This window comes from Neobacillus vireti (genome assembly GCF_036962465.1).
GTDB lineage: Bacteria > Bacillota > Bacilli > Bacillales > Cytobacillaceae > Neobacillus > Neobacillus vireti_B.
The window spans coordinates 38,538-49,832 of sequence record NZ_JBALNF010000013.1 but is presented as its reverse complement, the minus strand read 5'-3'; the positions used below and the strand labels follow the sequence as shown (position 1 = coordinate 49,832).

Here is an 11,295-nt window from a genome sequence, read left to right as displayed (position 1 = left end):
GTTAAGAACCTCTGTTAAAGCCCCACACTTAATAAGCTTATTCGTTTGTATCCTTATCAGGTGAATCTAATAAGGCTTGACTTTGAGACTCTAAGACTTCTGCTCGGCTTTGACCATATAGCCCGACATAGATTTGCTCGATTTCCTCTCCTGTTAGATCGCCACGCTTTAAAAGCTCCTCCGCAATTCGGTGAACAAAATCAGCATTATCATTTACCAGTTTCTTTACTTTCGTCATTTCACTCTTTAGCAGTTCATTGATTTTGCCACGCAGCGCTCTAAGACCATCTGTGCGCGAACCGACAGCGAGCCAGCTGAATAACTCTTCCCCCATCCCAACAATCCCTAAATAAGCACCTGCCAATTCTGTTGCCTGTCTTAAGTCGGAAGTAACTCCGTTTAATTTTTTATTTAAAAACTCCTCTTCCACTGCACGTGCTGCCAAACATACTTGGATTTCCGCTAATATTTCTTTGTCGGTCCGATTATACCGTTCATGCGTTGGTTTTGTAGCTGCAAGACCAAGCGCACCACCCCTGCGGATAATGGTTACTTTCCAAACTCGCTCATGAGGTTTAAGCAAGAACTGTGCGACCGCATGACCAGCCTCATGATAAGCAACATTTCTTTTTTCATCCTCACTCATGGACCTTAGCGGTTGTTTAAGCCCCCATTCATAGGTTTCCATCGCTGCACGGAAATCCTCATAACTTGCAACTTGGGCTCCGCGTTGATGAGCGATAACGACTGCTTCGTTTACGATATGCTTAATTTGTGCCGGAGAGTAGCCAATGGTATCAAGTGCCGCACGTTCAGGAGTAATAGAAGAGTCTCTTTTCACCTTTTCAAGATAGTATTGAAAAACGTCAATACGGCCATCATAATCAGGGGAATCAACCCAGAGTTTTCGGTCAAAACGGCCCGGACGAAGCAGTGCTTGGTCAAGTACATCGGGAAGGTTGGTTGCCCCAACCGTTAATACAGCAGGCCGGTCCGCCCTTTTCTTGCGAAGTCCAACCGACCGAAGCAGCTTAGAAAACCAGCCATTATCAATATTTGGCGGGTCCATCTGCAAGAGCAGTTCATTTAAAAGACCCGAACCACCCATCCCCATCATTCCGCCGAGCATTCCCCCAGCGCCGCCTCCTGCCTGTCGGCTCATACCAATCGCATCTATTTCATCTATAAAAATAATGCATGCACCATAAACTTTTGCAAGCTTTCGGGCTTTCTTATATAGCCCCATTACTTTCAGATTACCCACACCAAAGAACATATTTTGAAAACTTGGGGCCGAGGCATAAGCAAAAGGTACCTGGGCTTCATTTGCAATTACCTGGGCAAGGTAGGATTTTCCAGTCCCTGGCGGTCCACATAGCAGTAAGCCGCGAATGGCCTCCCCACCCATCTCCTTAAATTCTTTTACCCCCTTTAAGAGGGTAACAATCCGCTTGGCATTTTCGACAATTTCGGGGTTACCCCGGTAATCATCCCAAGTGGAGCCTGTTTCCCCTGGCAGGATCCAATAGGTTCTGCCGCGGGCAAGGAACCAAAATAAGGCAACAAACTGGATAATCATGAATAGCATGGCAAAGAGCAGCTGTAGTAACAAACTGACAATACTTATCACGACACCCCAAACTGTCGGCCCACTATTAAGCAAATAAATGCTTAAAATGACCACAGCTGCGACCCAGAGGATGATTTTACGCCATTTTACCCACCGATATTTCCTCATGGCTCCACATTCCTTTCTGAATATTCACAATGTTTTTGCGCTAATAGACCGAATTAAATGTTAGGCCTCCAAATTATTTAATCTAGAATACTGATATTTATTCTTACTTTCTGCTAGTCATACCTATCCAAAAAGGTAAATTTATCAGCTGGTTTTCAGAGTCTGCCATCCTAATTGAGTTTATGTAAAAACCCTCCAAAAGGGATGGGAGGGTTCTAACGGGATTATTTAAATTTTTTTATAATGTCTAATAAATACTTAATTGCAACTGCTAAACCGCCAACGAAAAAGAATGCTATTAAAATCCACCCAGAAGGGTCAATTGGGAACATAGATATGAGGAAGTTTAATGGAATAACGTAATATAATAAATCCTTCAAATATCCTAAAATAAAATCTGAAGTGAGTGTGCCTTTCCAGAATGACTTTAAGAATCCTAATAAAAGGTCGAGAATCATTAGTCCAAAAACGGCCCACATGGTATAAAGCATCCAATCTGATAGTATCATTTTTTCATCACCACCTTGATACATCATATGCTTGTAACAGAGGCAGGTGAGAGTACTTGGAAACTTTTGTTCACAGAATATTCATAATAATAAACGACATAAAAAAGATGCCCGATATAGGGCACCTTCCATTTGTTAATTCTCTGCAAGCTTATTGATAACCTTCTTTTCTGAAGTCTTAAATTCTTCAGGATCCTCAGCTTGTTTCGCCCGTTTAATAAAGAAGGCAAGTACTAAAGCAATAAGAGCAATTCCAACAGAAACAAGGAATGCATCGTTAATTCCTTCTAACATTGCCTTCATGGCAATTTGCTGCTTCATTTGGGCTACCATTTCCGCCGTCGGTTTTCCTGTAACATGTTTCATTGCAGAATTAGCCAGTTCAGTGGCATGTGTTTTCGTGCGATTTGACATGATCGTAATCAATAAAGCTGAACCAATTGCACCTGATACCTGTTGTAGCGTATTATTCATCGCCGTACCATGCGGATAATACCGTGCAGGAAGCTGATTCAATCCGTTTGTCATGACCGGCATCATAACCATCGACATCCCAAACATACGTGCTGAGTAAATAAGCATTAATTCCGTATAGGTAGTATCTAATGTTAATGTACTAAACATATAGCTTGTAAAGATAGTAATGGATAAACCGATAACAGCAAGAACTCTGCCGCCGAATTTATCAAACAATTTCCCTGTAATAGGACTCATAATTCCCATTAAAATCGAACCTGGAAGCATTAATAATCCTGATTTTAACGGTGTAATACCACGTATGCTTTGTACATAGATAGGTAAAAGCAGCATGGCTGAAAACATCGCCATGGCAATTACGATGGAAATGACAGATGATAGAGCAAACATCGGATATTTATAAACTTTGAAATTCAACATTGGCTTTTCAAGTTTATTTTGACGAAGAACAAACCACACCAAGCTTATTGCCCCTATGATAATCGTCGCATAGACTTGCGGGCTATCCCAGCCCTTATCACCGGCCGAACTGAAGCCATAGAGTAATCCACCAAATCCGACACTTGATAATAATAATGATAACTTATCAAGACGAAGATCAACTTTGCCTTTTTTATCTTTTAATAAGAAAATAGCAATAATAAGAATTAAAGCGGCGATTGGCGATACAAGATGGAATAGAATTCTCCAGCTATTATGCTCAATTAAGTAACCTGATAAGGTTGGTCCAACTGCTGGTGCAAAAATAAACACCAAACCAAATAATCCCATTGCACCTCCCCTTTTTTCAGGCGGGAAGCTTGTTAGCATCACATTCATTAATAATGGCATCATAATCGCTGAACCAGCAGCTTGAATCATCCTCGCTGCTAATAAAAGTGGAAAAGCATGCGCGAATCCAGCAATAATCGTCCCAGCCGTAAATAAAGCCATGGCTGTTAGGAATAATCTTCTTACTGTATATTTTTGAATTAAAAACGCGGTAGCTGGTATCATGACCCCATTTACGAGCATATACGCAGTAGCCAGCCACTGTACGGTAGATGCATTTACTTCTAAATCCTTCATGATGGATGGCAATGCCACGTTCAGTAGTGTTTCATTTAACATTGAAATAAATGCCCCGATCATCAATATAGCGATAATCCCATATGGCGGGCGATCATATTTAATGGTACTTTCCATCTTAATTCCCCCTAGTAAACTAATAGTTCATTTTTTTGTACCCTTGTTTCGCATAGACAATATCATATACCGATAGTTCATTTTTTGCAATCAAAAAATCTCAAATAAATTACTGATTTGTCTTCGGCCGATAATTAGGGTACAATTATTTTTATACTAGCAGTCTAATGGAATTCAAGGTGAATGTAATGAACGAAAGAAAACAACATGTTATCAATAAGGCACATCAATTGTTTATCGATAAAGGCTTTCAAGCTACCTCGATTCAAGAAATTATCGATTATAGCGGGATATCGAAGGGTACTTTCTACAATTATTTTTCCTCAAAAAATGAATTACTTATGGCAATCTTTACTTATTTAAGTCAGAGAATCGAGCATGAACGAAATGAACTTTTAATTGGACAGGATATCTCTGATATTGAAATTTTTACCCGTCAAATTGAACTCCAAATGGCGTTTAATCGGAGGAATAAACTTTTTGCTCTTTTTGAAGAGGTATTTGTCTCAAATGATCCTACCTTAAAGGAATTTTTAAAACGGATGCAAATTATGTATCTTGATTGGATTTTTAATCGATTTGTCGATATATTTGGTAAAAACAAGCGGCCTTTCTTATTGGATTGTGCCATTATGTTTATGGGATTGATGCAGCATAATATTCATTTTCACTTTTTGGCAAAAGAATCCGATGCAAATATTAAACAGGTCATTCGGTATTCGGTAAAACGGATTGAAAAAATGGTCGAAGAGGTAGAAAATAGCGGCGCGCAATTATTGGAACCTGAAATATTAGAAAAATGGCTGCCTGATTGTAATTCATCTTCACATGAAATGGAGAAAAAATTATTCCATGCCATATTGCGATTAAAAAAGTGTGTGAGTGTCGGAGAAGCTCAATTCAAAAACAATGAACTATTGGACTTTATCCAAGAAGAAATGCTCCATTCAAAAACACCGCGAAAATTTCTTATTAAAAGTGCACTTGCTTCCTTAAATGAATCGCCAAGTGCCCCTTTTAAGCAAGAAATGCAAAAGCTCGAACAACTTTTGGAAGAATTTTTCCCTAATTAGGTAATTTAATAGCGTAATAAAAAAGCTTGTTGGTTTAGGTACGATTCCAAACTACAAGCTTTTTTTATGTCCAAGCTGTTTCCAATTAACTGTGCACGAGCGGTCTTTCTGTTTCCCAATCGGGGTAGAGATCAGTCCGGCGGTCGCGCCAAGTCGTAACAGATCCTTTTTCACGAACTTTGTAAAGTAATTCTAAATTAAGATCTGCCGTCACAATCATATCCTGGTTAATTTCCCCTTCTGCCATGATACCTTGCGGAGGGAAAGGAATGTCATTTGGAGTAATCACAGCTGCCTGCCCAAAATTCGCCCGCATGAAATCAACAGTTGGCAGTGCACCGACCGTGCCTGTCGTTACAACATACACTTGATTTTCTATAGCTCTCGCATGACTAGTATACCGAATTCGATGGAAACCATGGCGGTCGTCTGTACAAGATGGGCAAAAAATGACATCTGCTCCCTTTGCTTTTGCCATTCGTACGATTTCTGGAAACTCAATGTCATAGCAGGTTAACATAGCGATAGTACCCTTATCAGTTTCAAAAACCTCTAATGAATCCCCGGCACTCATATTCCACTCATGTAGTTCGGTTGGAGTAATGTGAAGTTTGGCCTGTTCAGTAACACGCCCATCTGGGTAAAACAAATGAGCAACATTGTATAGTTGATTATTCCTGCGAATAACATGAGTTCCGCCAATAATATGCATTTTGTACTGTTGGGCTAACAGAATAAATAATGAACGATATTGTTCCGTAAAGTCCGGTAAATCCTGAATGGTCAACGCTTCCCCATAAGTACTGCCAATTGACATAAGCTGAGTAGTAAAAAATTCTGGAAATACTATAAAATCTGAACCAAATTCCTCAGCTGTTTTTATATAGTGTTCCACTTGATTGGCAAATTCTTCAAAGGAATGAATCGTGTGGAGATGATATTGAACCGCCGATACCCTAAACTGCAAAAAAACCCCCTCTTTCTAATCGAGTCTTTAATCCTATTATTTTCAAAAAATATATAGTAAACAAGGACTAACTTATTAAATAGATTATGTGAAAATTATACTTTAAAATAGGAAAGCCTTAATGTCAATCACTGCCATTAAAATTTATTGAGGTTAAAAATGACAATATCATTTTTAACCTTTTTTATTTTATAAGAAAGAAACAAAAAAATATGATGAAAATCTATCACTCTTAAGATAATTAATAAAAAGGAACAATGACGTTAAAAGGTTATGATTATTATGTAAGCGAAATCAATTAAAAAACAAGATGAAGGGAGATAGTTTAAATGAGCAACATCAAAACATGCGTAAGCTTATATAGTTTGCAAGATGAATATTTAAATAAACGTATGAGCTTAGAAGATATTTTTCAATTTTTGGCTGAGAATAAAGTAGAAGGAATTGAAATCATTCCCGATCAGATGCTGCATAACACCCCCCATCCCTCAGAAGAAACTTTAGCAGAATGGGATAGATTAGTAAGCACATATAAGATGAAGCCAGTAATTGCCGATGTTTTCCTGAATACCAACCTTTACAAGAATAGAGAATTAACGCCAAAAGAGTGCGTTGATCTGTTAATTCAAGAAATTAAGTTAGCAAACCGTTTAGGGATTAAATTAATTCGATTAGTTTCAATGGTACCAGCTTTTGTTATTGAGCCATTATTGCCATATGCAGAAAAATATAATGTTACCTTGGCTTTGGAAATACATGCAGGTTTGAGCTTTGACGTTCCAAAAACACAAGAATTTATCGATGAAATGAAACGATTGAATTCTCCTTATGTAGGACTTGTCATTGATGCAGGTATATTCTGTAAAAGGCTGCCAAGAGTGATGGCTGATTATTGCAAACATTTAGGGACAAACCAAGAAGTAATTGATTATATTAATGATATTTTTGCTCAAGGTAAAGATCCTCGAAAAGTATATTTGGAAAATGGCGGTTTTCCAGATGATCTAAAAAAATTATTAAAATCAGATGCTGATCACTTTTTCGCTCATTTCGCAGATGGCTATGAAAATGAGCCATATAGCGTTCTAGATGAATACATGCCTTATATTAAACATTTCCACTTTAAATTATTTGAAATGACTGAAACTGGCGAAGAGTATTCAATCGATTATAAAGGCCTTCTCCAATACCTGCATGAAAAAGGTTACGGTGGTTATGTCTCAACAGAATATGAAGGAAACCGCTGGGTACTTCCCGGACATTCAATGGTGGAGAAAGAACAAGTATTAGCCCATCAGGAACTAATTCGAAATGTTATTAAAGACCTAGAAGGACAGGAGGTATATTAAGATGTTTGATAATAATGTGTTCCTAGAAAATACTTGTAAAAACATTGAAGAAGCTTGTAAAATTACTGGATTTGAATTAAAAACCAACATTACCTACTATCGAGGAATTCCACTGTCCATGGTAAATGATATTGGTGTGGAAGTAGACGGCGAAAAGGTTCCACGTGAGAATATTTTATGTTCGGTAGACGAGGTGGACTGGTTTACATTAGATGAAATGGAAACCGTGACGACCTATAAATGGGAATATGGCGAGCCATTATCGGTTCGAGTTCGGAAGGATGGCGGTTTATCCAAGGGGACACATCAAGTTGCTTTAGATGTAATCGTCCGTACGGCCTATATTCCAGTACCGCTAGCGGGAAGAAAGGTTAGAACTGTAGAGATCGCATAATAGATCCTATTTACAAAAATCACCCCCATGCTTTTACCAAGTATGGGGGTGATTTTATTTTGTCTCTTGTTATCATTTATTTTTGATTTTCGTGTAGGTATGACAATTCATAGACGGAGAATTTCCGCCTAATGTATATGGAGGCGGCTTAAGATGTTGATATAAGCGGAAATATTCCGATTAACTGCTCTAAAAGAAGACAAAATCCAAAGATTTGGATAATATAAACGGAAAAACTCCCCTTATTTTTAAGTAAATATGGGTATTTAGAAAAATAAACGGAATTTTTCCGTTTATTTTTCTAACACGGTGAAATCAACATGAGATATGCCAGAGCCTTTATTTTCTAAGAAGCTTATTTGGGCCCGTTAAATGAAGGGACAAACTCATTTTTCTTTCTAGCCCTTTGGTTCCAAGCTGTACACATAAAAATACTTCCTATTAAAATAAATGCTCCGAAGATAAACGGAATATTGTAGGAAACATCATAGAATATCCCTGCTAAAGAAGGCCCAATAATATTACCCAAACTGCTATAAGCATTATTCATACCTGCCGCAAAACCTTGTTCATTTCCAGCCATTTTTGATAACTTGGTATTAATCGCTGGACGTAGAATCGAAGTAAGCAAGAAAAATAATATATTCATTACTAACATATAAATAAAGTTCCCCGAGAACAAGATGAGAATCATTGAAACAGCCGAAAGAAAGAAACATGTATTGATCACTTTAATCTCATCGAAGCGGCGAAGCAGCCAATCTACCACCACAGCCTGAATGATGACCCCAACAAGTGCACCAACAGTCAGAATTATCGAGATATCTTTAGGGGTATATTCATACTTTTCACTTACATATAACCCATAAATTGCTTCAAAATTGGCCAATCCAAATGTCATCGTAAAAACGAGTAATAACAAGACAAAATAAGGCGCTTTAAATGATCGTTTAATTTCATGAATCATGCCATCTTTTTCCGAAGTTAAATTTCTATAGGCTTGTTGCTGTTCTTTTGATAACGACTCTGGTAAGAACAAGACGGAAACGATCATGGCAATTCCTGCTGCAATGGCAGATGCATAAAATGGTACTCGCAGCCCATACTCTGCAAGGAACCCACCAATCCCTGGTCCAATAACAAAACCTAGTGAAATGGCTGCACCGAGTAACCCCATCCCTTTTCCACGATTTTCAATTGTTGTAACATCCGCCACGTACGCCATATTCGCAGGTACTAGTATTCCAATACCGATCCCCCCGATTAAGCGGGATAAATAGAGGAGCCATAAATCAGAGGCGATACTAAACATAAGCTGTGACAGCATGATAATTCCTAAACCAGCGATGGTAATGATTTTTCTCCCATATTTATCTGATAGTTTCCCGCCTAATGGAGAAAAAAGAAATTGGGTCAGCCCGGTTGCAGCTACAAGGTATCCTTGATCCTTCCCGGTCGCACCAAATTCTAAAATAAACTTCGGAAGGACAGGAATGGCTAACCCTACCCCCAGCAGGGCGATAAAAATATTCACCATTAAAATAAATAATGGCACATTGATTTTTCTAAGAAACGTAAACCGTTGCATCAAATTTCTCCTATTCTAAAAATTAAAACCTTATAATTAAATTTTACACCTCCTGTTCACTTTTTTAATTTCACTTATTTAATCTATTTGCGAAGCAATTTTTAACCTAACTTATTAATTCTTTCAAACATAAATAAAGAGATTAAAAATCTAATGTTGATTTTTAATCTCTAAAGATACTATAATCAATCGTTTCAGACATGAAGAACTGTTTTACCGTTCAAGCTTAATTCGGTTTCAGTGTAATCAAACCACTCGAACTCCGCCTTATTTTTACTTTCTTTTCCATTGGAGCTGGCAAACATGCAAAGCATGGTCCCGACCATTCCACCCACTGATTCAGGATTTAATTTCCTGCCATCGGCGTTCTCATAAAACAGCTGGAGATTTTCTTCCTCTTTACCAAAATAGAAGTTATACGATTGACCCTCTGCTGTAACCTTGAGGATGATTTCTTCACCTTCTACTTCCGTTTTAGCAAGATCCTTTTCTGTAGTCATACATTGAAAGTGTGGCTGGTGAGGGTATCCGTTTATCTCGCTTGTACACTGGATCAGCCTCAATATTTGCTTTCCTTTTTCCATCGAACGCTCCAACCTGAATTGATGATTACAAGCCTGCATGATTGCTAGTCCAGCAGTCTCATTCTCATCGGAAGCTAGGAAGTTCATCTTTGCTGCCATACTGAAATTTGCATGCAGTTGTCTGCGGCCAATAAACCCAAGGGTTGGGACATTTTTATCCACCTTTGTCGCAGTTATGTCGATTTTTTGTATCTCCTGGCTAATTGAACGAGGAAGAAGTTTCATTGTCAGCTTACTGTCTGAAAGCGTGTAAAAATTCTCATAAGGGGTCCCGTAAAATACCCAATCCATACCAAGTTCCTCAGCCTCAAAGTCATCCCTCACTGGAATTACTCGTTTTGAAGCTGCAGGTAGATCTGGCGCCGGATAACTCCATTCGACTTTACCTGTTCCAGGACTGATAACGGGCCAGCCTTCTTCCCATACGACTGGTGCAATAAAGGTTTCTCGTCCAAGATTTTTATGATAGCCTTCAATTAAACGAGAACCAAGAATGACGGTATACCACTCACCGTTTTTTAGTTCAACCAAATCCGCGTGTCCAACATTGCAAATCGGATAATGCTTGCCTAGATGACGATGGGTTAAAATTGGGTTCCCCGCATATCCCTCAAAATCATTAAAGATCGTTCGACTTCGGGCTACCGTTACGGCATGGAAATGCTCTGTGCCCCCCTCAGCAATCACTAAATAATAAAATCCGTCCTTTTTGTACAGATGTGGAGCTTCTGGTGAAGCACAATTTTTTAGGGCTCCCCCCCAAATTGTCCGTGCCTCTCCAACAAGACACATCCGGTCTAAATCAATTTCACTAACCCAGATCCCTTGAGAGCGTGTACCATCTGTATTAGTATCCTCTCTTGTACCCGTTAGGTATGCTTTTCCATCATCATCAAAAAATAATGATGAATCAATACCCGGGCAACCCTCTAACCAGTTTGGATCGGACCACGGACCACGTGGGTCTTTAGCCGTCACAATAAAATTCCACTTATCGCTAACATTCGTCGTAATCATGTAATAGGTACCGTTGTTATATCTTAATGTCGGTGCCATGATTCCCGCTGTCATATGATCTGCCGTCACATGCAGTTGGGATTTTCGATCAAGGATGTGACCAATCTGCTCCCAATTTACTAAGTCGGTAGAGTGAAAGATTGGTACGCCTGGAAAGAGAGAAAAACTCGAAGTAACCATATAAAAATCATCTTCCACCCGACAAATAGAAGGGTCTGGATAAAATCCTGGTAAGATTGGATTTATTAATTGTTTTTGCATTTTTAAAATCACTCCAACTTATTTCATTATTGCCTTTTCGTAATATTTGTTCATTTTTATACCTACTTCGCTCACTTAGCCGCCCATTGGGACAAATTTCGAATGATTTAATGGACTTACTGTCTGAATATGATGCTTCATCGCACACTTTCG

The 11,295-nt window shown here is 38.6% G+C and carries 9 protein-coding genes; 3 read left to right on the top strand and 6 right to left on the bottom strand.

All coding sequences use genetic code 11. The features are described 5' to 3' along the window. Positions 1 to 37 precede the first annotated feature (37 nt). The 3 genes from V7077_RS05160 to V7077_RS05150 form a co-directional block, all read right to left on the bottom strand. On the bottom strand, positions 38 to 1,738 hold the full coding sequence (locus V7077_RS05160) for an AAA family ATPase (RefSeq protein WP_335499027.1): 1,701 nt from the start codon (positions 1,736 to 1,738) through the stop codon (positions 38 to 40). 224 nt (positions 1,739 to 1,962) lie between these two features. Next, positions 1,963 to 2,247, bottom strand: coding sequence for a hypothetical protein (locus V7077_RS05155; protein ID WP_335499024.1), 285 nt, complete (start codon positions 2,245 to 2,247; stop codon positions 1,963 to 1,965). A gap of 135 nt (positions 2,248 to 2,382) precedes the next feature. Then, positions 2,383 to 3,909, bottom strand: coding sequence for an MDR family MFS transporter (locus tag V7077_RS05150; RefSeq protein WP_335499022.1), 1,527 nt, complete (start codon positions 3,907 to 3,909; stop codon positions 2,383 to 2,385). 188 nt (positions 3,910 to 4,097) lie between these two features. Here V7077_RS05150 and V7077_RS05145 point away from each other — a divergent pair, with 188 nt between their 5' ends. Further along, positions 4,098 to 4,982, top strand: a complete 885-nt coding sequence (locus V7077_RS05145) for a TetR/AcrR family transcriptional regulator (protein ID WP_335499020.1) — start codon at positions 4,098 to 4,100, stop codon at positions 4,980 to 4,982. An 85-nt stretch (positions 4,983 to 5,067) separates the two neighbouring features. Here the strand turns inward: V7077_RS05145 and V7077_RS05140 are convergent, their stop codons facing one another. Then, positions 5,068 to 5,949: a carbon-nitrogen hydrolase family protein gene (locus V7077_RS05140; protein WP_335499017.1), complete on the bottom strand. Its 882-nt coding sequence runs from the start codon at positions 5,947 to 5,949 to the stop codon at positions 5,068 to 5,070. A gap of 329 nt (positions 5,950 to 6,278) precedes the next feature. Here V7077_RS05140 and V7077_RS05135 point away from each other — a divergent pair, with 329 nt between their 5' ends. Further along, positions 6,279 to 7,298: a sugar phosphate isomerase/epimerase family protein gene (locus V7077_RS05135; protein WP_335499016.1), complete on the top strand. Its 1,020-nt coding sequence runs from the start codon at positions 6,279 to 6,281 to the stop codon at positions 7,296 to 7,298. A 1-nt stretch (position 7,299) separates the two neighbouring features. Further along, entirely contained in the window at positions 7,300 to 7,692 is a 393-nt protein-coding gene (locus V7077_RS05130; RefSeq protein ID WP_335499013.1) for a C-glycoside deglycosidase beta subunit domain-containing protein, read from the top strand. 355 nt (positions 7,693 to 8,047) lie between these two features. Here the strand turns inward: V7077_RS05130 and V7077_RS05125 are convergent, their stop codons facing one another. Together V7077_RS05125 and V7077_RS05120 are read right to left on the bottom strand one after the other, a co-directional pair. Continuing rightward, positions 8,048 to 9,280, bottom strand: a complete 1,233-nt coding sequence (locus V7077_RS05125) for an MFS transporter (RefSeq protein WP_335499011.1) — start codon at positions 9,278 to 9,280, stop codon at positions 8,048 to 8,050. 194 nt (positions 9,281 to 9,474) lie between these two features. Beyond that, on the bottom strand, positions 9,475 to 11,142 hold the full coding sequence (locus tag V7077_RS05120) for a glycoside hydrolase family 43 protein (protein WP_335499008.1): 1,668 nt from the start codon (positions 11,140 to 11,142) through the stop codon (positions 9,475 to 9,477). Positions 11,143 to 11,295: the final 153 nt, after the last annotated feature.